The 19,790-nt window shown below is 56.6% G+C and carries 19 protein-coding genes; 12 read left to right on the forward strand and 7 right to left on the reverse strand.

Translation table 11 applies throughout. From position 1 onward, the window contains the following. Positions 1-137: 137 nt before the first annotated feature. The 8 genes from OMR58_RS16355 to OMR58_RS16390 all read left to right on the forward strand — a co-directional run bounded on the left by OMR58_RS16355 (position 138) and on the right by OMR58_RS16390 (position 7,929). Positions 138-1,172, forward strand: coding sequence for a Gfo/Idh/MocA family protein (locus tag OMR58_RS16355; RefSeq protein WP_264546427.1), 1,035 nt, complete (start codon positions 138-140; stop codon positions 1,170-1,172). Further along, positions 1,169-2,359, forward strand: a complete 1,191-nt coding sequence (locus OMR58_RS16360) for a Gfo/Idh/MocA family protein (RefSeq protein WP_264546428.1) — start codon at positions 1,169-1,171, stop codon at positions 2,357-2,359. The genes OMR58_RS16355 and OMR58_RS16360 overlap by 4 nt, the downstream gene beginning before the upstream one ends. Next, on the forward strand, positions 2,352-3,350 hold the full coding sequence (gene iolG / locus OMR58_RS16365) for an inositol 2-dehydrogenase (RefSeq protein WP_105590870.1): 999 nt from the start codon (positions 2,352-2,354) through the stop codon (positions 3,348-3,350). The genes OMR58_RS16360 and iolG overlap by 8 nt, the downstream gene beginning before the upstream one ends. Continuing rightward, the gene (locus OMR58_RS16370) at positions 3,347-4,312 is read left to right on the forward strand and encodes a sugar phosphate isomerase/epimerase family protein (protein ID WP_264546429.1); all 966 of its coding nucleotides are present in this window, start codon (positions 3,347-3,349) and stop codon (positions 4,310-4,312) included. Before iolG ends, OMR58_RS16370 begins: the two co-directional genes overlap by 4 nt. A 70-nt stretch (positions 4,313-4,382) precedes the next feature. Next, complete coding sequence (locus OMR58_RS16375) at positions 4,383-4,952, forward strand: substrate-binding domain-containing protein (RefSeq protein ID WP_264546430.1); 570 nt, start codon at positions 4,383-4,385, stop codon at positions 4,950-4,952. Then, entirely contained in the window at positions 4,942-5,319 is a 378-nt protein-coding gene (locus OMR58_RS16380; protein WP_264546431.1) for a substrate-binding domain-containing protein, read from the forward strand. The genes OMR58_RS16375 and OMR58_RS16380 overlap by 11 nt, the downstream gene beginning before the upstream one ends. Positions 5,320-5,330: 11 nt before the next feature. Continuing rightward, entirely contained in the window at positions 5,331-6,875 is a 1,545-nt protein-coding gene (locus OMR58_RS16385) for a sugar ABC transporter ATP-binding protein (protein WP_200545421.1), read from the forward strand. 22 nt (positions 6,876-6,897) lie between these two features. Then, complete coding sequence (locus tag OMR58_RS16390) at positions 6,898-7,929, forward strand: ABC transporter permease (RefSeq protein WP_200559982.1); 1,032 nt, start codon at positions 6,898-6,900, stop codon at positions 7,927-7,929. Between the two features lie 45 nt (positions 7,930-7,974). Here the strand turns inward: OMR58_RS16390 and OMR58_RS16395 are convergent, their stop codons facing one another. The 7 genes from OMR58_RS16395 to OMR58_RS16425 all read right to left on the reverse strand — a co-directional run bounded on the left by OMR58_RS16395 (position 7,975) and on the right by OMR58_RS16425 (position 14,805). Continuing rightward, the gene (locus tag OMR58_RS16395; RefSeq protein WP_264546432.1) at positions 7,975-8,280 is read right to left on the reverse strand and encodes a type II toxin-antitoxin system RelE/ParE family toxin; all 306 of its coding nucleotides are present in this window, start codon (positions 8,278-8,280) and stop codon (positions 7,975-7,977) included. After that, positions 8,267-8,467: a type II toxin-antitoxin system RelB family antitoxin gene (gene relB / locus OMR58_RS16400; protein WP_105590865.1), complete on the reverse strand. Its 201-nt coding sequence runs from the start codon at positions 8,465-8,467 to the stop codon at positions 8,267-8,269. The genes OMR58_RS16395 and relB overlap by 14 nt, the downstream gene beginning before the upstream one ends. Positions 8,468-8,752: 285 nt before the next feature. Next, on the reverse strand, positions 8,753-9,970 hold the full coding sequence (locus OMR58_RS16405) for an MFS transporter (RefSeq protein WP_264546433.1): 1,218 nt from the start codon (positions 9,968-9,970) through the stop codon (positions 8,753-8,755). Positions 9,971-10,028: 58 nt separating this feature from the next. Beyond that, positions 10,029-10,931 carry a carbamate kinase gene (locus OMR58_RS16410; protein ID WP_105590864.1) on the reverse strand — a complete coding sequence of 301 codons (903 nt, stop codon included), beginning with the start codon at positions 10,929-10,931 and terminating at the stop codon, positions 10,029-10,031. 78 nt (positions 10,932-11,009) lie between these two features. Next, entirely contained in the window at positions 11,010-11,828 is an 819-nt protein-coding gene (locus tag OMR58_RS16415) for a DUF2877 domain-containing protein (RefSeq protein ID WP_264546434.1), read from the reverse strand. A 34-nt stretch (positions 11,829-11,862) separates the two neighbouring features. Further along, entirely contained in the window at positions 11,863-13,128 is a 1,266-nt protein-coding gene (locus tag OMR58_RS16420) for a YlbE family protein (RefSeq protein ID WP_105590862.1), read from the reverse strand. Positions 13,129-13,137: 9 nt separating this feature from the next. After that, positions 13,138-14,805, reverse strand: coding sequence for an acyl-CoA synthetase FdrA (locus tag OMR58_RS16425; RefSeq protein WP_264546435.1), 1,668 nt, complete (start codon positions 14,803-14,805; stop codon positions 13,138-13,140). A gap of 365 nt (positions 14,806-15,170) precedes the next feature. Between OMR58_RS16425 and allD the strand changes: the two genes are divergently transcribed. The 4 genes from allD to allE all read left to right on the forward strand — a co-directional run bounded on the left by allD (position 15,171) and on the right by allE (position 19,739). Then, the gene (allD, locus tag OMR58_RS16430) at positions 15,171-16,220 is read left to right on the forward strand and encodes an ureidoglycolate dehydrogenase (RefSeq protein WP_200545414.1); all 1,050 of its coding nucleotides are present in this window, start codon (positions 15,171-15,173) and stop codon (positions 16,218-16,220) included. 155 nt (positions 16,221-16,375) lie between these two features. Beyond that, positions 16,376-17,623, forward strand: coding sequence for an allantoate deiminase (gene allC / locus OMR58_RS16435; RefSeq protein WP_264546436.1), 1,248 nt, complete (start codon positions 16,376-16,378; stop codon positions 17,621-17,623). Then, on the forward strand, positions 17,620-18,900 hold the full coding sequence (locus OMR58_RS16440; protein ID WP_264546437.1) for an MFS transporter: 1,281 nt from the start codon (positions 17,620-17,622) through the stop codon (positions 18,898-18,900). Before allC ends, OMR58_RS16440 begins: the two co-directional genes overlap by 4 nt. Positions 18,901-18,953: 53 nt before the next feature. After that, complete coding sequence (allE, locus tag OMR58_RS16445) at positions 18,954-19,739, forward strand: (S)-ureidoglycine aminohydrolase (RefSeq protein WP_105590858.1); 786 nt, start codon at positions 18,954-18,956, stop codon at positions 19,737-19,739. Positions 19,740-19,790: the final 51 nt, after the last annotated feature.

Consider the following 19,790-nt stretch of genomic DNA (forward strand, 5'->3'; position numbering starts at 1 on the left):
GATGAAAATCATTTTTTGACGAGATTTATCCGACGTTAAATTGACTTCACCCCCCTGCCAGGCGATCAATTGCGAAACAAAATTTTTACTTTCGCATCCTGTGAAAAATATTTTCAGGTCATCGCTAAAAGAGGTAAATGATGTCAAATCATAACGTTACAAATGTTTCAAATCCGGTGCGCTGGGGAATAGTCAGCACGGCGAATATCGCCTGCGCCAAAATTATTCCGGCGATGCTGGCCAGCGAATACTGTGAGGTAAAAGCCATCGCTTCGCGCTCGCTGGAAAAAGCGCAGGCCAAAGCCGACCTGTTTGGTATTCCGCAGGCGTACGGCAGTTATGAAGCGCTGCTTAACGATCCCGATATTGAGGCTATCTACGTTCCGCTGCCGAACGATCAGCATATCGATATGGTGCTGGCCGCTGCCGCGCACGGTAAACACGTACTCTGTGAAAAGCCGGTGGCGCTGACCGCCAGCGAAGCAAAGCGCCTGCGCGATATTCCAGCCAATCTGCTGGTAGCAGAAGCCTTTATGGTCCGCCACCATCCGCAGTTTGACATCCTGCGCCAGCAGATCCGCAGCGGCGATCACGGCCGAATTCAGGCGGCGCAGATCCTGCTCTCCTTCATGCTGGATAACCCGGGTGATTTTCGCTTTGACGTCAAAAAAGGCGGTGGCGCACTCTACGATCTCGGCTGCTATACGGTGATGACCGCACGCTATCTGTTCGAGCGCCAGCCGGAGCGGGTTTTCTGCTCGATGGTGCGATCCGCCCATAACGGCACCGATGAAACAACCCACGCTATCCTCGATTTCGGCCAAGGGCAGCAGGCCACGCTAACCGTCAGCCTGAAGATGGCCGCTTCACAGCGCGTGCAGGTGGTGTGTGAGAAATCCCTGCTCGACCTCTCAGCCCCTTATGTACCCGGCAGCGGCTCCCCTGCCACGCTGTGGGTCGACTCCCACACCGGCCTGGACGATGCCGCGCCGCAGCCGCAGGTGCTGCCGGTGGTGGAGCAGTATCAGTGTGAAGTCACGAACTTCTCACGCACCCTTCGCGGCGAACTGACGCCTGAATTCGGTGTGGAAGATGCTATCGCCCAGATGCAGGTGATGGACGCTCTGTTTGCTTCCGCAGAGAGCGGACAGTGGGTCGAGGTGGCGAAATGAAAACGTTCAATATCGCCATTATCGGTGCCGGGATGATCGGTGCCGCGCACGCCTCTGGCTACCGCGTCCATCAGGCCCGGCTCGCCAGCGACCAGCATCAGTTTGTTCTGCACACCGTCTGCGATGCGCGGGAAGATGCAGCGCGCGAGCTGGCTAAGGTCTGGGGCTTCGCCCACGTAGCCAGCGACTGGCAGGCGGTCATTGCTGACCCGGAAATCGACATTGTCAGCGTCACGCTACCGAACTTTATGCACGCCGAGGTGGCCACCGCCGCGCTGCGCGCCGGTAAGCACGTGCTGTGCGAAAAACCGCTGGCGCTGACCGCAGCGCAGGCGGCAGAGATGACCGCGCTGGCAAAAGCGAGCAAAGGCGTCAGCGGCAGCGTCTTTAACTACCGCCGCATTCCCGCCGTGGCGATGATCAAACAGCTGGTGGAGAACGGTGAAATCGGTACCCTGAGCCATCTGCTTATCCAGTACCAGTGCGGCTACGCGGCCGATCCGCTGCTGCCGCACAGCTGGCGCTATACCGAAAGCAAAGCGGGCGGCGGTGCGCTGCATGATATCGGTGCGCATGCGATCGATATTGCCCACTTCTTCTGCGGCGATATCAGCGAAATAGTCGGTGCCGCCACCGATACGCTGATTACCCACCGTTATCTGCCGCTGGCCGCTAACGCGGGCCACAACCACGTGGCGCTCAGCGATCGCAGTGAAAAAGTCGATACCGACGACATCAGCTCCTGCGTGATGCGCTTTCGCAACGGCTGCCAGGGGCTGTTCTCCGCCAGCCGCGTCACCGTCGGCATGGGTAATACCCTGTCGTTCACGCTGACCGGCAGCCGGGGCACCATTCTGTTTAATTCCGAACGCCCCGGCGAACTGCATATTGCCCGCGCTGAACGCGAAGGCGGTGCTTTTATCACCCTGGCTAACCAGCCGTCGTTCCCGTTCCTCAGCGATCTGATCCCGGTGCCGCACGACGGCGTTGCGGTCGGCTACGCCGAAGGGTTCGGTTTTATGATGGCCGAATTTATGCAGGCGGTGGCCGAAGGCAAACCGTGGCAGAAAGGTGCCTTTAGCGATGGTCTGGCCGTCGCGCAGGTTCTGGAAGCCATTCAACTCTCATCGCGCGAGCGCCGTCCGGTTGCTATCGCGGAATTTAACCAAGGGGAAAACCATGTTTAATGTTGCATTACTGGGTGCAGGCCGCATCGGGCAAATTCACGCGGGTAATATTGCCGCCCACCCGGACTGCCGTCTGGTTCGCGTGATGGATGTCTATGCCCCGGCGGCGCAAGCGCTGGCGGCAAAATATGGCGCACAGGTCAGCACGCTGGATCAGGTTTTGAATGACGATAATGTTGATATTGTCGCCATCTGCAGTGCGACCGATACCCATGCCGATCTGATTGAAGCCGCCGCCCGCGCTGGCAAAGCGATCTTCTGCGAAAAACCGGTGGATCTCAGCCTGGAGCGGGTGGAACGCTGCCTCGCCACGGTGCGCGAAGCGGATGTTCCGCTGATGATTGGCTTTAACCGTCGCTTCGACCCAAGCATGGCTGGGCTACAGCAAAGCCTGGTTAACGGCGAGATCGGCAATACCGAACTGGTCACCATCAGCTCGCGCGATCCTGCCGCCCCTTCCGCCGACTATGTGAAAACCTCCGGCGGCCTGTTCCGCGATATGACCATTCACGACCTGGATATGGCCCGCTGGCTGCTGCAGGAAGAGCCGGTATCGGTCTTCGCCAGCGCCTCATCGCTGGTCGATCCGGAGATTAAAGCGGCGGGCGATGTGGATACGGCGGTGATTACGCTGACCTGCGCCAGCGGCAAAATCGCGGTGATCACCAACAGCCGCCGCGCCAGCTACGGCTACGACCAGCGTATTGAAGTCCACGGCAGCAAAGGGATGCTGGCGGTGGCAAACCATCCGGAAAGCAGCCTGATTAAATCGGTCGCGGAAGGCGTGGTGGCGCAGAAACCGATGCACTTCTTCCTGCAGCGCTACGGCGATGCCTATCGTCTGGAGCTGGGTGGGCTGATCGAACACCTGAAAAACGGCACTGCTATTCATCCATCCGGCGAAGACGGTTTGCAGGCACTGCTGCTGGCGGATGCGGCGCTGGAATCTCTGCGCACCGGTAAAGCCGTGCAGCCGGGGAACCGCGTATGAAAATCGGCATGGTTACCGACAGCCTCGGCCATCTCAGCCAGGACGAGATGCTGCGCGCCGCCGCCGAACTGGGCCTCAGCCATGTTGAATTCGGCTGCGGCAACTGGTCTTCGGCACCGCATATCGACCTGAAGGGGCTGCTGGCCAGCGGCGACGCGCGGCGGAATTTCCTGGCGAAAGTCGCCGATCATGGCCTGGCTATCTCCGCGCTGAACGCCAGCGGCAACCCGCTGCATCCCGGCCAGAGCGGTGCCGACCATCAGGCCTGTGCCGATGCAACGCTGGAGCTGGCCGGTCTGCTGAATATCGATCGCGTGGTGATGATGTCCGGCCTGCCGGGCGGACCGGGTGACAGCTGGCCGAACTGGATCACCGTGGCCTGGCCGCCGTTCTGCTCGCAGATTCTGGAATATCAGTGGAATGAAGTGGCGATCCCGTGGTGGAAGCAGCGGGTAAAAAACGCCCGCGAACACGGCGTCAGCCGCCTGTGCATCGAGTTTCACGGCGGGCAGCTGGTTTACAACGTGCCGTCATTCTGGCGGCTGCGCGAAGCGGTCGGTGAAACGGTGGGTGTTAACTTCGATCCCAGCCATCTGCTGTGGATGGGGGCCGATCCGCTGGCCTGCATTCATGAGCTGGGTGAGGCGATCTACCACGTACACGCCAAAGACACCTTTGTTAACGCCCGCCAGACCGCACTCAGCAGCCGGCTGGAAACCCTGCATCCGGTCAGCAGCCGCGAGCGGGCGTGGAACTACGTCACGCTGGGATATGGACAGGACGAACAGTGGTGGAAGCAGTTCTGCTACCACCTGCGCCAGGTAGGCTACGACGACGTGCTGAGTATCGAGCACGAAGACGTAGTGCTGGCACGCGATGAAGGGATGCGTAAATCCGTCGCGTTACTGGAACGTTGCCTTGCCGATGCGCCGTCGGACTACCGTCTGCCGGATATCGGTTAAGTCAGCGGACAGATGATACCGGGCCGTTCAGGCGGCCCTTTTCCTCCCTCATGAAAAGAAAGAGAACATCATGCGTACCCTTAAAAAAAATATTATCACCCTGCTCTGCATGTTGCCCCTCTCCGGTGCCGTTACTGCCGCCACGCCGCGTATTGGCGTGGCGATGTCCGCCTTTGACGATAACTGGCTGACCATCCTGCGTACCGCCATTATTCAGCAGGCAAAAACCGAAGGCGTTCAGACCCAGATCGAAGATGGAAAAAATGAGATAGGCACCCAGCTGAATCAGATCCAGAACTTCACCGCTTCCAGCCCGACGGCGATCATCGTGAACCCGGTAGACAGCGACGCCGTACAGTCCATCAGTGACGATGCTGCGGCGGCCAATATTCCGCTGGTTTACGTCAACCGCGAGCCGGCCAATATCAACTCACTACCGGCCAGCCAGGCGTTCGTCGGCTCCAGTGAAAAAGAAGGCGGCACGCTACAGGCGAAAGAGGTCTGCCGCCTGCTGAACGGCAAAGGCAATGTACTGATTATGATGGGCGATCTGGCCCAGCAGTCGGCGGTACAGCGCACGGCAGCGGTAGTCGACGTCTTCAGTAAAGCGCCGTGCCAGGGGGATCAAAGTGGTCGATAAGCAGGTGGGTAAATGGACCCGTACCGGCGGCAATAACCTGATGACCAACTGGCTTTCCACCAGCCTGACCTTCGATGCCGTACTGGCTAACAACGATGAAATGGCGCTGGGCGCGATACAGGCGCTGAAAGCATCGGGCCGCCCGATGGACTCGGTGGTCGTCGCCGGGATCGATGCCACCGTTGACGCACTGGCGGCGATGAAAGCGGGCGATTTTGACGTCACCGTGTTCCAGGACGCAGTCGCCCAGGGTAAGGAAGCGGTGATTGCGGCCGTAAAACTGGCCAGGGGTGAGAAACTGCCAAATCGCGTACTGATCCCCTATCAGCTGGTGACGCCAGCCAATATGAACCAGTTTGTTAAATAAGCGGGCAGACCATGATAACTGCAACTTTAACCGCCGCCGCCCCTCGGGGCGGCCCTTCTCCCTCGCGCGATTACGAATATGTGCTGGAAGTGGATAACGTCCGCAAGGCGTTTCCCGGCGTGGTCGCGCTGGATAACGTCAGCCTGCGTATCCGTCCCGGCAGCGTCCACGCGCTGATGGGCGAAAACGGCGCGGGAAAATCGACGCTGATGAAAATCATCTCCGGCCTGTACCAGCCTGACAGCGGCGAGGTCCGGCTTCGCGGAGAAACGGTTTCCCTCTCCAGCCCGCTGGTGGCACAGCAGGCAGGGATCGCCATGATCCATCAGGAACTGCTGCTGATGAATCCGATGACGGTAGCCGAGAATATCTGGATACGTCGTGAGCCGCGCAATCGTTTTGGCTTCATCGATCATACGGCGATGTACCAGCAAACCGAAGCACTGCTGAAGCGCCTGAAGATCAATCTGGACCCCGATGCTGAAATTAGCGACCTGTCGATGGCCAGCCGGCAGATGGTGGAGATCGCCAAGGCGGTATCACTGAATGCCGACGTGCTGATTATGGATGAATCCACCTCGTCAATTACCGAAACCGAAGTGGAACATCTGTTTGCGATTATCCGCGACCTGCGCGCCAGCGGTATCGGCATTGTCTATATCACCCACAAGATGAACGAGCTGTACGAAATCGCTGATGAATTTACCGTGTTTCGCGACGGGAAATACGTGGGCACGCATGCCGCCAGCGATATCAGCCGTGACCGGGTGATCCAGATGATGGTGGGCCGCGAGATCACCCAGATGTTTCCCAAGGAGAGCGTGGAAATTGGCGAGGTGGTGCTGAAGGCCGACGGCCTGACGCTGGACGGCGTCTTCCGCGATGTCTCCTTCGAGCTGCGTGCCGGGGAGATCCTGGGTTTTGCCGGACTGGTCGGTTCCGGGCGCTCAAACGTGGCGGAAACGCTGTTCGGCGTCACCCCGGCGACCGGCGGCACCATCACGCTCGACGGCCATGAACGGGTTATCTCCTCCGCATATAAAGCCATTCGCCACGGCATGGCGATGCTGACCGAAGATCGTAAGGAGACCGGCTGCTTCCTGCCGCTGGATATTCAGGAAAATATGCAGATCGCCGCCATCCATGAAGGCTACTGCCGCAATGGCATTGTTGATGCAGCGCAGCTGGAAGCCGACTGCCACGCAATCTGCCAGAAGCTGCGGGTCAAAACGCCGGATATGCATGAGTGCATTGAGAACCTCTCCGGCGGCAATCAGCAGAAGGTACTGATCTGCCGCTGGCTGCTGACCAAACCGCGCATTCTGATCCTGGATGAACCCACCCGAGGGATCGATGTGGGGGCCAAGGCTGAGATCCACCGGTTGATTGTGGAGCTGGCCCGCCAGGGGGTGGCGATCATCATGATCTCCTCTGAACTGCCGGAGGTGCTGGGAATGAGCGATCGGATCGTGGTGATGCACGAAGGCAAAGTCACCGGAATTGTAAATGCCGCAACGGCGGATCAGACAACCATTATGAGCCTGGCCGCTCATTAAAAGACGTGAGGAAATTATGACGATGTCTACCACCGATCGTGTGCCGTCAGTATCGGCACGGCGTAAAAAACGCCTGCCGACCGAAGCCAGTATTTTCCTGGTGTTTCTGGGCATTGCCGCACTGTTTGAAGTTGCCGGCTGGCTGATTGTCGGACAGAGCTTTTTGTTTAATATGCAGCGCCTGCAAATCATCATCCTGCAGGTGGCGGTCATTGGCATTATTGCCGTTGGCGTCACGCTGGTGATCGTCACCGGCGGGATCGACCTCTCATCCGGTTCCGTGGTGGCGATGAGTGCCATGGTGGCGGCCACCTTCGCGCAGTCCTCGGTGTGGCCTAAACTGTTCTATCCCCACTTAAGCGATCTGCCGTTCTTTGTGCCGCTGCTGGTGGGGCTGGCAATCGGCGCTCTCGCCGGACTGGTCAACGGCCTGCTGATCGGCCTGACGAAAATCCCGCCGTTTATTGCTACCCTCGGCATGATGGTCGCCGCACGCGGCATCGCCAACTGGTATACCGAAGGCAGCCCGGTGTCGGGCTTTACCGAGGGGTTTGCCTGGCTGGGGAACGGTCTGGGCCGCTGGGCACCGGTAGCCATCTTCCTGCTGGTGGCGCTGATATTCCATCTGGTGATGCGCTACACCCGCTTTGGGAAATTTACCTACGCTATCGGTGCGAATCCGGCGGCAGCGCGCGCTTCCGGCATTAATATCGAACGCCATCTGATCAAGATTTACGTGATTGCCGGGCTGCTGGCCGGGCTGGCGGCAATGGTGGCGATTGCCCGCATTAAAACCGCGCAGGCCGGGATGGGGATGATGTATGAGCTGGACGCGATTGCCGCTGCGGTGATCGGCGGGGTTTCACTGGCGGGCGGCCGCGGCCGCATTCTGGGAACGGTTATCGGCGCGCTGATCCTCGGGGTGATGATGTCCGGCTTTACCTTCCTGCGGGTGGATGCTTACTACCAGGATATTATTAAAGGCTCGATTATCGTGATGGCAGTGATCGTGGATCAATATCGCCAGTCGGGGAAATCGAAGAAAAAAGTGTAGTTTGGCGGTGGAGCGGCCTGCATGGTGGGTCGCTTTTCACGCTGCTCAGTTCGTCCGGGGTTCCTCTTCTTCTAAAGGCGGATACTTCTGGCGAGCATGAAGAATACGCAGTATCTCCGCATGCTGATGATTAACCCGGTAAATAACAACATAGTTCGAATGAACGATGATCTCCCGTGTGCCTTTTACTCTGCCAGAGCGGTGGGCTAAAGGGAACTGGGACAGACTTTCGGTGATAGTGACGACTTTTTCAAGCAGCCTGGTTCCGGCTGTAGAACTGAATTGTTCAAGATAATCAATGATATTAGCTAAATCACTTAACGCTGTCTCATTCCATTTAACCCGCTGCACGCCTCGCCCTCAACGTCCTTTTCTCTTTCAGCATCGCTTCCAGCTTTGCCATTGCCTCATCGTGCGGAAGTGCCGGACGCGGGTCGTTCAGTGCCTGCTGCACCTGTTCACTAAACCAGCGGTCGTAATCCTCTGCCTGCTGATGTACCTGATGTTGTGACAAGATATCGGTTTGTTTTAACGTCACGATAATTTACTCCTTTTTCTGCTGGCATTTTGACCAGTATAACCCTTGCGACCGTTCAGACAAAGCCGCAGCCAGGTTCAGCGATGTCTTAAATCTGCCAGAAAGACCTGTCGGCAACACTATAAAAAACGGAGGGGAAAGAACACGGCCTGTGGATGATTATGCGAGCGGTTACGAAAAACATTATCTTAATTAAGAAATAACGCTGATTATTGCCTGAGAGTCATACCAGACAGATCTCCTGCACTAAGAGGCTCATCCGGCGATGAGCCTCTCCACAACGGGCTAAACCCGCTTACCTTCCTTCACAAACAGCATCGCCACAAATCCCACCACGGTGATCAATGCGGCAAAGTAGAAGCCCGCGTTCAGCGAGCCGGTACTGTCGGCGATAAATCCGGTCACATATGGGGCAAAGATTGATGCCGCCATGCCAAAGAAGTTGTACAGGCCGAAGGCGGTACTCAGCGCGGCGCGCGGTGCGTTATCCGCCACCAGCGCAATCAGTACAGGGTTAAGGCTGATTTTGCCGATAAAACCGTACAGCACCAGCACGCCAATCAGCGCCGCTTCGCTTGAGGAGTAAACGATGCCGAAAATCGCCAGCAGCGAGAACGGCAGCATGCACAGCACAACGGGTTTCCGACGGCCCAGCTTGTCGGAAATATAGCTGCAAATCAGCGTACCCAGCACCGATATCCACGGTACGATCGAGGCGATGCCCGCCGCGTGCACAATGTCCATCCCGCGCTCTTTTTGCAGGTAGTACGGCAGCCAGGTGATGATGACAAAGAAGCCGTAAATCGAGCAGAAGATGGTGATGTAGGCCATCAGCAGATTGCGGTTTTTAAACAGATCGCCGAATTTGAAGTCGCCTTTGGTTTCTGTCCCGGCAGCAGGGTTAGCATCCGTAGACGGCGCTTTTTCACGGATAAATACCAGCATCAACAGCGCTACGATCAATACCGGCAGCGCCATCGCCAGGAACGGCATCTTCCACGTTGTGTGGTAGTGCTCAATCATAAAACTGGAGAGGTAATAACCCAGCGCGATACCAAACGACATGCCGCTGCCGATTACCGCGCTACCAAGGGTGATCCACTTTTTGGGAATAGCTTCTGATGAGAGTGCGTACTGCGGGCCGTAGTAGACGCCCTGCGATGCACCGGTCAGCATCCACAACAGCATAAAAATCAGGAAGGTGGGTGAAATGCTGATAGCGGCCATAAACAGCGTAAACAGCATAAAGCCGCTGACCAGAATGCGCTTTCTGCCTAAGCGGTCGCCGAGCAGTCCGGCCGGAACCTGTAGCAGGGTATAGGCCAGAAAGAACAGACTGCTGATCAAACCCAGCTGACTTTTAGACAGGCCGAATTCGGTTTCGATCTGCGGCATTACCGGGCTGAGTACCGAACGTGCGGCGTAAATCACCACCCAGCCGAGGAAAAAGATAATAACGGTTTTAATCCAGTACGGGACCCGTTCATTTTTTGTTGTTTGCATAAAGCCATACTCCCTGGTATGACGGGCACGAAGGCCCATCGTGATTCCTGATACTACTTTACGGTGTCACTAGTGTTCCCGCCGTACCGGCCAGCACGGCATCAATGTCCTTCAGTGCGCCGATATGTGCGACTTTGCCACTGCGCTGTACGAAGCGGCTAACCGCCATGATTTTTGGCCCCATCGCACCGTCGTTGATCGCCAGCGGTGCGAGTTCGCCCGTGGTGGCAGAGCGGATCGCGCGCTGCTTAGGCGTTCCCCAGTGTTCGTAGACCGCATCCGCATCGGTGAGGATCACCAGATGATCGGCATCCAGCGCTTCCGCCAGCAGAGCCGAGGCCAGATCTTTATCGATCACCGCTTCGCTGCCCACCAGACTGTCGCCCTCAGCGACCATCGGTACACCGCCACCGCCGTTGCAGATGACGATATGATTTTTCGACATCAGTAAATTAATCGCTTCAATATCAATAATTTTCTTTGGCTCCGGCGAAGGAACCACGCGGCGCAGATAGCTGCCGTCCAGCTTCATATTCCAGCCGTATTTCTGTTCCAGCTCCTGCTGCTGCGAAGGCTGGTAAACCGGGCCAATAAATTTGCTCGGCTGCTGGTAGGCAGGGTCGTTGCTGTCCACCAGCACGCGGGTCAGCAGCGTGGAAACCGGCTGCGACGGATGATACGCCGACAGCTGCTGCGCCAGCATGTAACCGATCATCCCCTGGCTTTCCGCCACCAGAATATCCAGCGGGTAAGGCGGTACGTCGCGGTAGGCCAGGTTCTGCAAGGCCAGCAGCCCGACCTGTGGACCGTTGCCGTGCACAATAGCGATGCGGTATTTTTTCGCCAGCTTGCCAACCGCATCGGCGATAAGAGAAATACTGCGGTACTGGTTCTCAGCGGACAGCACTTCACCACGCTGCAACAGGGCGTTGCCCCCCAGAGCAATCACTAACGTTTCCATTCGAACCTCTGTTTTCTCTGAATTCAGGTAACAGGAACCCCTGCCGGATCGAGCCCGGCAGCGATTTTTCCTGCAAATTTAATAAAGACTGTTGATCAGTCTGGCCCCGGACCAGATGCCCAGTAGCGTATCCACGCCGGAGGAGTGCCCGATTTCCAGCAGCTCGCCAACGGCGGCGGGCAGCGAACGGTCACCGGACAGCGCCGCTGCAAACTGCTGCATCGGCGAGGAGAAAACCCCCTGCGCGGCAAACCGTAGATAGTTGACGCTGACAAGCGTCGTCAGCTCATCCAGCGGGCGGCTGGCGGCAAAAAATGCGGGTAGCCGGGTAACATCAATACGCCGATCGAACCAGGCACAAAACAGCATCCCCAGCACCGTGTCATCGTTGCCCGGCGTCAGACCCGGGCCTTTTCCCAGCACGCTGCTCCAGTCCACGATTTCGCCCAGCAGCCAGGCGCGGAACTGCTGCTGCATCTGCAGAATTTCCGCATTTAAAAGCTGGCTAACAATGCGATCGAGGCGGCCGAACAGCCCGGTTTCAGCCGTTGTGGCAGCCAGCACCGCCTCCAGCGGATCGACGGCGATCTGCCCGGTTCGTGACAGAGACAGATCGGTACGATGTTCCGACGGGCAGAGGCAGATATCCGCCAGCACGATCCCCTCTGGTAGCAGTTCGCACGCCGGGGACTCGGCCAGTTCGTCGGAGAAATCGTCAAAGTCTTCATCGGCGATTTCCCATCCCATCGGACTTAGCCCACGCCCTTCACGGTGCAGCGTCAGCAAATGCTGGCCCGGGGTAAGAAGATTGATCGCGTTGCGAAAATGCCCGACGCAGCGCAGTGGACCGAAGTCCTCTGTGGCATGACGGCTGACGGCCAGCGCAATACTTTCCATCTCTCCTCCCCCGGATGACCCGGCTAGTACCGACTTAACCGGTGATGCCCAGCTCTTCGGCCAGCGCTTCGATGGCTTTCTCAAAGCAGCCCAGCGGCGCACGCACTGTACCCGCACCAATCTGGCCGACGCCCGCTTCGCGGTGGGCGATACCGGTGTTGATCAATGGGGTGATGCCGGTTTCCACTACGCGGCGCGCGTCCAGGCCCAGGCAGGCGCCCTGGAAATCCCAGGTTGGGATTTGCAGCATCATGTTGCGCTCAAGGAAGATTTCCGCCATTTCTTCCGAAATTTCAGTGGCCGCCGTCATACCGCCTGCCGCACCGACAAAGCGGGTTACGCCAGGTGCTGCAACCATCGCCGCACCGCCGATACCGAAGGTTTCGGTGATCGCACTGTCGCCGATATCCGGGTTCGCATCGGCCTGGCTGTAGCCGGAGAAGAACAGCCCTTCCGGGGTATTCACCGGCGCGGTGAACCAGCGATCGCCCATGCCGCTAATTTTAACGCCGAAGTTTTTGCCGTTACGGGTCATCACCGTCACGATCGTTCCCTGTTTGATCTCCGCACCGGCGTCCATCGCCGCCTTGCAGTAGGCCATCGCCAGGTTGAGGAAGAACTGATCGGTGATGCTGAGGAAGTGCATCGCGCGGCCAAGCTCGGCCTTATCACGATCCAGCAGAGTGATTTTTGGTGCCAGCTGGCGCATCAGCAGCGCGGAAGCGGCGATATTACGCTGGTGGAATTCGTCACCCATGGTAATGGCCTGCGCCATCAGGGCGGTCAGGTCGATACCGTCAGCAAAGGTCGCCAGCACGTCTTTCAGAATCGGGGTCAGCGAGTCGCGCATCCAGCGATGGCGTTCCTGCACGTCCGGGCCGTAGGCACCGAAACGCATCACTTTACCGATGCCTTCGTTCAGGTTGCAGTAGGCGAAGTTACCGTGGGTATGGTTTTTCACCACCACCATCGGCATATGCGCGGAAGTGATGCCGCCCATCGGACCCACGGCACTGACGTTATGGCAAGGGATAAACTCGATTTCACCCTTTTCCAGCAGCGCCAGCGCCTGCTGTTCATCGCTGGCCCACTCTTCAAACAGGCAGGCACCGATACAGGCACCGCGAACCGGGCCGCTCATTTCCTGCCAGGTAACGGGAGGACCCGCATGCAGCAGCTTTCTGCCCTGGTTCAGTTCAGGAACCAGTTTTTTTGCTAAATCGACGTCAATCCAGTGTGGACGGGCTTCACGAATGCGGGCGATAACCGCGGCGTTGGCTTGTTCAATAGAATCGTACATATCAATCCCTTACTTTAATTTTTTCAGTATGTTAGCTAAACGTTGGTTGCCGCCGGCAACCGGAGCCCACTGGTAGTGAACCACTGAAATTTCGTTGGCTTGCAGATCCTCGGCAAAGCTGCGCAGGCCTGCATTAATGACCGACACACCGTTCAGCAGCGCCGGAACCGGTTCGGTTGACTGGGCAGGTTGCGGATCGGTCAGATAACCGGCCAGCGCGACCGCTTCCGGCAGTGAATTCATCACCGCGATCCCCGCCTCATTTAAGATGGCGATCTGCGCTGAGCGCTGCTGCGGGTCCTGTTCGGTACCGGTGACGGTGGCGATCACTGCCAGCGGATGGGCCGTACCACGTTTTTCACGCAGGCGTTTTACTTCGGTCGCCAGCGAGGTTGCCGGGTCCTCCTGCGCGCCGTAGCCGATGACCACATCCAGCAGCAGTACGCCAACCTGCGTCTGCTGGCTCAGCCGGGCGATTTCCTGATTGCGGGTTGACGGGTCAATCATCGGGTGCGGTTTGCCCTGGGTGTAGAAGTCGTCACCCATATCAATGATGCGATGACCGTCGGCGTTCAGCATTGAGCCGTGGTGATGGCTGCTGTCGGCCTCAACGCCAAGGCGGTCCGCCAGCAGCATCGCGCACTCTGCGGCCAGCGTGCCGCCTGCGTACAGACCGGAGATTTTTCCCCCGCAGACAGCAGGCTGCTGTTCGGCCATCTGCTGCACGTGGCCCAGCATCGCGGCAAGGCGCGCGGCCTCATCCAGCGTGGCGGCGAAGGTAATATTGCCATCTTGCTTCTGCGCGGCTTTCGCCCCGAGGAACAGTGCCACCACCGGTTTGCCGAGGGTTTTCATTTCGGCAATCACCCGGGTACGCACCGCTTCCGCAGGAGGTTTGGAAACGAATGCCAACACTTTGCTCTGCGGATCGGCGGCCAGCATACGCAGCGCGCTGAGGGCGCTGATGCCGCCCACGTCGGCGGTTAAGTCACGGCCGCCCAGGCCGATAGCGTGAGAAACACCCTGCCCTGCGAGGGTAATTTGCGAGGTCAGTTCCTGAATACCGGTGCCCGATGCGCCGATAATCCCGATGCAGCCTTTCGGGGCCACGTTGGCAAAGGCCAGCGGTGCACCGGCGATATTGGCCGTGCCGCAGTCCGGCCCCATCACGATCAGTCCTTTTTCGCTGGCTTTGGTCTTCAGTGCGCGTTCCTGTTCCACGCTGACGTTGTCGGAAAACATCATCACGTTGCAGTCGTCGTCCAGCGCCTGATCGGCCAGCTGCCCGGCATATTCACCGGCAATCGAAATCAGTACCAGGTTGGCATCCGGCAGTTTCTGCCGTGCGGTACGCCAGCTGCGGGCCTTGAGCAGGCGTTTGCCGCCCTGCTGGCCCTGAGCAATCGCCTTCAGCGCGGCATCCAGCTCATCGGCAATCTCTGCCGTGATTGATTCGTCGGCGGATTCGGCTTTGATCGCCACGCAGATGTCGTTAGGGGTTGCCTCATTGAATTCCGGGTGCCAGAAACCGGTGGCCTCCAGCAGGGATTTATTCGCAGGTGTCCCCATCATCACCGATATTTCATCAACGCGTGGGGAATCGCTGAGCTTGCGGGAAATTAGCATCAGGCTGACTGAGTCCTGAAAACTCCCTTTTTTAAGAAAAGCATGGACCATAGTAATATCCTTAAACATCTTGTGAACATCACAATCATTAACGGCGGCTAAATATTTTCATAACCTGTATATTTCCGAGCCATTATTGCTGCCCGAAAAACTACAAATAAAAAGGGTTGATAAAGGTGAGTGCTATCACACTTTACCCATTGTTAGAAAAAATCGTCGAATACCCGCCTGATTAATAAATTCACTGAGAAAGGAAGGGCTTATTTGTTAGAAATATTCTAATAATCCCCTGGGCATTCAAAGAAAATTTGAGCCAATGGAATAATGCCTGTCTGGATCACATTATTTAACTCCCAGCTTTATACATTAGGCCGCAGAGGTGGATTAATTAAACCGCAGTAACCAAAGGACTATTTATGAAAGTCTCTAAACAAGAATTATATCAACTTATTCGGAATAAAATTCATTCCGCAGGATTAAGCCAGGAACATGCCGGTATCGTCGCGGATGTTCTGGTTCATGCTGATGCACGCGGCATCCATTCTCACGGAGCGGTAAGGGTTGAATACTACTCAGAGCGCATCAGCAAGGGAGGCACCAACAATCATCCCCACTTCACCTTTGAAAAAACCGGCCCTTGCAGCGCCATTTTTGACGGCGACAACGGTGCCGGTCACGTAGCCGCGAAGCTGGCCATGGATCGCGCCATCGACATGGCGAAAGAAAACGGCGTGGCGGTGGTCGGCGTTCGCCGCATCGGCCACAGCGGCGCACTTTCCTACTTTGTCCAGCAGGCATCGAAAGCCGGTATGATTGGGATCTCCGTCTGCCAGTCCGATCCGATGGTTGTTCCCTACGGCGGTGCGGATGTTTACTACGGCACCAACCCGATTGCTTTCTCCGCACCGGCGGAAGGCGACGAAAATATCACCTTTGATATGGCCACCACCGTGCAGGCGTGGGGCAAAGTACTGGACGCCCGTTCACGCAACGTGCCTATCCCGGATACCTGGGCCGTCGATGCTGAAGGCAAAAACACCACCGATCCATTTGCCGTCAGCGGTCTGCTGCCGATCGCCGGGCCTAAAGGCTATGGCCTGATGATGATGGTCGATATCCTTTCCGGCATTCTGCTGGGCCTGCCTTTCGGCAAACATGTGAGTTCGATGTATCACGATCTCAGCGCAGGTCGCGAACTGGGGCAGCTGCATATTGTGTTAAATCCGAGCTATTTCACCAATGAAAGCAGCTTCCGTAAAAATATCAGCCAGGTGATGAAAGAACTGAATGAAGTGAAACCGGCACCGGGCGTGGAAAAAGTGCTTTATCCCGGTCAGGGTAGTCATCTTCGCGAAATTGAAAGCGATCGTGACGGCATCGACATTGTAGATGAAATATATCAGTACCTGATTTCTGACGATATTTATCAAAAATCGTACGATCATAAAGATCCGTTTGCCAGCTAACATCCTGGCAATAAAACAGCGCGGCGCTGGCATCGTTTAAATTAACGCCACCGCCGTAACGTCTTATAAATAATCCGGGCAAAGCAGGGCTGCTGATTAAATGTACGTTTAACGCCCTTTACTTTACTCAGGGAATTGCAAGCGGGAAGATAAAGATGAAAGATTTCCGACAAGACATTACCGATATTTCTAGCAAAATATCTAAAATCGGTGCCGATCCAACCGGCGGCATGACGCGCCTGCTGTATACCAAAGAGTGGGTAGAGGCGCAGAAAGCCCTGAAGCAGATTTTCGAAACCGCTGGATTTGCTGCCTCGCACGATGCCACCGGCAACCTGTCAGCCCGGCTAACCGGCTCGAAATATCCCGAGCAGACCATTCTTACCGGCTCTCATATTGATACCGTAGTCAACGGCGGTAACCTCGACGGCCAGTTTGGTATTGAAGCCTCATTCCTTGCTGCAAACTACCTGAAAGACACCTATGGCCCGCCGCTGCGTTCACTGGAAGTGATTGCGCTGGCCGAAGAGGAAGGCAGCCGCTTCCCATACGTCTTCTGGGGCAGTAAAAACATTTTCGGCCAGGCGCGGCGCCAGGACGTGGAAAATATTGCCGATGCCAAAGGCGTTAACTTTGTCGATGCGATGCACAGTGCAGGCTTCGATTTCCGCCCCGAAGATCAGCCTGTACGCAAAGATATCGCCGCCTTCGTTGAAATCCATATTGAGCAGGGCAAAGTGCTGGAAACCGAAGGAAAAACCATCGGTGTGGTGACCAGTATCGTTGGCCAGCGCCGCTACGATATCCGCCTGAAAGGTGAATCAAATCACGCCGGTACTACGCCAATGGGCTATCGCCGCGATACGGTCTATGCCTTCAGCCGCATCTGTACCGAATCTATTGCCAAAGCCCGTGCAGAAGGCGATCCGCTGGTGCTGACCTTCGGCAAGGTGGAACCGAAACCCAATACGGTTAACGTCGTTCCCGGTTTTACGCATTTCACCATGGACTGCCGCCATACCGATGCGGTGGCGCTGGATCGATTTACGCTGGAAATTGAAGCAGATATGCGCCGCATCGCTGCTGAAATGGGCATTGAAATTGAGATCGACCGCTGGATGGACGAGAAGCCCATTCCAATGAATAAGCAGCTGGTTGAGTGCGTCAGCCATCTGTGTGAAAAATACAAAGTCAATTACCGCCTGATCCACAGTGGCGCAGGCCACGATTCACAAATTTTCTCTCCGCATGTACCAACGGTGATGATCTTCGTGCCAAGTATCGACGGCATCAGCCACAACCCGGCGGAAAAAACCCATCTTGACGACCTGGCGGAAGGGGTGAAAGTGCTGGCCCATACGCTTTATCAACTCGCCTGGACCGAAGAGGGAGGCAGCCTGTGAGTAATAGCAAAGTGGCATCCAACAGTGGGTTCGATCCACTGTACTGGAAGAAAATCGTTGTTGTCCTCTGTCTTGGCTGGGCGGTGATCTGGATTTATCGCACCATTCTGACGCCTATCTTCCCTGAAATTCAGGCCACCATCGGCGCGCATTCCAACGCGGAAATGGGGCTGATCGCCAGCTTCTATTTCTTTGCCTACACCGGTATGCAGATCCCTTCAGGGATTCTGGTCGATAAGTTTGGCAAAAAAGTGGTGCTGATACCGGGCTTCTGCCTGTTTATCATCGCTACACTGCTGATCGGTAACGCCACCAGCCTGACCATGGTTTATGCAGGCAGCCTGCTGGCAGGTATGGGCTGCGGCTCTTACTACGGCTCGGCCTATTCGTTGTCATCAGAAAACATTCCTTTGGAGCGTCGTGGCCTTGCAACGGCAATTATTAACAGCGGTTCAGCGCTGGGGATGGCTATCGGCCTGATTGCCTCCAGCCTGCTGGTGAAAAGTGTGGGGATGGACTGGCAGCTGACGATCTTTATGATCACCGCCCTGCTGGTGATCATGACCCTCGTCTTTGCCGTAGTGATTAAAGGCGGTTCCTACAGCAGTCATCTGGCCAGCCAGCCGACCAGCACCACTGCTGCTGCCGCACCGGAAGAAACCAATGAGTCCAGCGGACTGTTCAGCATGCGCATGATTTCAGCGTATGTGATGTATTTCGCTACCTGCTACGGCTACTACATGATCGTCACCTGGCTGCCGTCGTTCCTGCAACAGGAACGTGGATTTGAAGGTGTCGCGATTGGCTTCTCCTCCGCGCTGGTGGCCTTTGCTTCCGTTCCCGGGGCGCTGTTCTTCAGCCGTATGTCGGATCGCTTCCGCAACAAAAAAGTCCAGCTGATCATCTTCCTTGAGCTGTGTGCGGCGGTGATGCTGGTCTGTACGGTCATCTCCCCGGATTCCACCACGCTGCTGATCAGCCTGATCCTGTACGGACTGCTGGGCAAGCTGGCCGTTGACCCGATCATGATCTCATTCGTTGCCGATAACGCACCGAAGAAAGGCTACGGCACCAGCTTTGGCGTCTTTAACTTCTTCGGCATGTCCTCTTCGGTGATTGCCCCCTTCCTGACCGGGGTGATTTCCGACAACACCGGTTCCAAGGTGATGGGCTTCTATATTTCGGCCGGCATTCTGGTGGTAGGTACGCTGATCTTCTTCATCGTGAACGTGCTGATGAAGCAGAAAAGTAAACGTCAGACTGCGGCACAGGCATAACGCTGTATCCGGCCACCGGCGTGGTGGCCGCTAAATTTTTAAGGAGAATTATTGTGGGATACTTTACGAATCAGATCGGCTATCCGCAGGACCTTCTGGCATCGCGCTCCATTATTAAACGTAAAAACTATGCGCTGATCCCACCGGAAGGGCTGGTAAGAAACGTCATTCCCGGTTTTGAAAACTGCGATGTTACTATTCTGGCCACGCCAAAGCTCGGTGCGACCTTCGTGGATTATCTGGTCACCCTGCACGACGGCGGGCGCAACCAGCAGGGATTTGGCGGAGAAAACGTTGAAACCTTCGTTTATGTGATTGACGGTAAGGTTACCGCCTCCGCCGACAGCACCGACTATCCCCTGACCAGCGGTGGCTACCTGTATTGCCCGGCTGGCGTGACGCTGCGCCTGGAGAACACCAACGGCGGCCAGGCAAGCCAGCTGTTCCTCTATAAGCGAACCTATCAGCGCATTAAAGGCTATGAGGCCCACGTAGTCAGCGACAATGTGAAAAACCTCGAAAAAATTCACTATGAGGGAATGAGCGACGTCACCCTGCAGGACCTGCTGCCGAAAGAGCTGGGTTTTGATATGAACATGCATATTCTCTCCTTCAAACCCGGTGCCAGCCACGGCTATGTGGAAACCCACGTGCAGGAGCACGGTGCCTATGTGCTTTCCGGCGCAGGTGTGTATAACCTCGATAACGAATGGATACCGGTGAAAAAAGGGGATTACATCTTTATGGGCGCGTATGTACCGCAGGCGGGATATGCGGTTGGTAAAGATGAGTTCAGCTACATCTACTCAAAAGACTGTAATCGCGACGTAGACTGCTGATGTAAACCGGACAGGCCATGCTGTTTACAGCATGGCCTGTCGTACCCGGTA

Origin of the sequence: Erwinia sp. INIA01, assembly GCF_025947915.1 — a bacterium.
GTDB lineage: Bacteria > Pseudomonadota > Gammaproteobacteria > Enterobacterales > Enterobacteriaceae > Erwinia > Erwinia coffeiphila.

Excerpts from the sequence above, each read along its gene's own strand:
- OMR58_RS16370 (WP_264546429.1), top strand. The coding sequence starts at position 3,347 with ATGAAAATCGGCATGGTTACCGACAGCCTCGGCCATCTCAGCCAGGAC.
- OMR58_RS16410 (WP_105590864.1), bottom strand. The coding sequence starts at position 10,931 with ATGGAAACGTTAGTGATTGCTCTGGGGGGCAACGCCCTGTTGCAGCGT.
- OMR58_RS16360 (WP_264546428.1), top strand. The coding sequence starts at position 1,169 with ATGAAAACGTTCAATATCGCCATTATCGGTGCCGGGATGATCGGTGCC.
- OMR58_RS16375 (WP_264546430.1), top strand. The coding sequence starts at position 4,383 with ATGCGTACCCTTAAAAAAAATATTATCACCCTGCTCTGCATGTTGCCC.
- allD (WP_200545414.1), top strand. The coding sequence starts at position 15,171 with ATGAAAGTCTCTAAACAAGAATTATATCAACTTATTCGGAATAAAATT.
- OMR58_RS16425 (WP_264546435.1), bottom strand. The coding sequence starts at position 14,805 with ATGGTCCATGCTTTTCTTAAAAAAGGGAGTTTTCAGGACTCAGTCAGC.
- allC (WP_264546436.1), top strand. The coding sequence starts at position 16,376 with ATGAAAGATTTCCGACAAGACATTACCGATATTTCTAGCAAAATATCT.
- OMR58_RS16415 (WP_264546434.1), bottom strand. The coding sequence starts at position 11,828 with ATGGAAAGTATTGCGCTGGCCGTCAGCCGTCATGCCACAGAGGACTTC.
- OMR58_RS16420 (WP_105590862.1), bottom strand. The coding sequence starts at position 13,128 with ATGTACGATTCTATTGAACAAGCCAACGCCGCGGTTATCGCCCGCATT.
- OMR58_RS16355 (WP_264546427.1), top strand. The coding sequence starts at position 138 with ATGATGTCAAATCATAACGTTACAAATGTTTCAAATCCGGTGCGCTGG.
- iolG (WP_105590870.1), top strand. The coding sequence starts at position 2,352 with ATGTTTAATGTTGCATTACTGGGTGCAGGCCGCATCGGGCAAATTCAC.
- OMR58_RS16385 (WP_200545421.1), top strand. The coding sequence starts at position 5,331 with ATGATAACTGCAACTTTAACCGCCGCCGCCCCTCGGGGCGGCCCTTCT.
- OMR58_RS16390 (WP_200559982.1), top strand. The coding sequence starts at position 6,898 with ATGTCTACCACCGATCGTGTGCCGTCAGTATCGGCACGGCGTAAAAAA.
- OMR58_RS16405 (WP_264546433.1), bottom strand. The coding sequence starts at position 9,970 with ATGCAAACAACAAAAAATGAACGGGTCCCGTACTGGATTAAAACCGTT.